Source organism: Arthrobacter sp. ZGTC212 (assembly GCF_002929255.1).
In the GTDB taxonomy this organism is placed as follows: Bacteria; Actinomycetota; Actinomycetes; order Actinomycetales; family Micrococcaceae; genus Arthrobacter_B; species Arthrobacter_B sunyaminii.
The window spans coordinates 1-567 of the sequence record NZ_PJIJ01000059.1 but is presented as its reverse complement, the minus strand read 5'-3'; the positions used below and the strand labels follow the sequence as shown (position 1 = coordinate 567).

Annotated in this window: 2 pseudogenes; both read left to right on the top strand. The window is 67.4% G+C overall.

The features are described 5' to 3' along the window. Positions 1 to 247: pseudogene (locus CXQ89_RS17860) on the top strand (glutamine synthetase); the annotation flags it as partial. A 9-nt stretch (positions 248 to 256) separates the two neighbouring features. Then, positions 257 to 567: pseudogene (locus CXQ89_RS17855) on the top strand (bifunctional glutamine-synthetase adenylyltransferase/deadenyltransferase); the annotation flags it as partial.

The following is a 567-nucleotide window of genomic DNA, read 5'->3' as shown; positions in this document are numbered from 1 at the left end:
CCTCCCGGCCGCCGCCGAGGACGACGTGTGGTCGCTGAGCTCGGCCGAACGCCGCGCCATGGGCCACGATCCCCTCCCCGCCAGCCTCCATGACGCCATCCGGACGATGGAAGACTCGGAGCTCATGCCCCAGATCCTGGGCGAACAGGTGTTTGAGCACTTCCTGCGCAACAAGCGCGCCGAGTGGCAGGACTACCGGCTCCAGGTGACGCCCTACGAGTTGCAGCGCAACCTGGCCATCCTTTAGGAAGTGGTGGTGAGCCTCGCACGGCGCCTGATTTCGGCCGGCTTCAGTGACCTGGAGAAGGCCGAACGGTTCCTGGCTGCCCGCGAGCTCGAAGGACTGGACGAAGACAGGCTCTTTGCGGGGCTGCAGATGGCAGCCAGCCCGGACACCGCCCTCCAGTCCCTGGTGCGGCTGATCGAAAAGCATCCGGACCTCCGGGAGCTGGCGGGCGCTGATCCGGAAACGAGCGAAGCACTCTACCGCGTGCTGGGGGCATCGGAGGCGCTGGGGGAGTTCCTCATCCGCCACCCCGAACACCTCGACGCCTTCCGTGTCCGGCC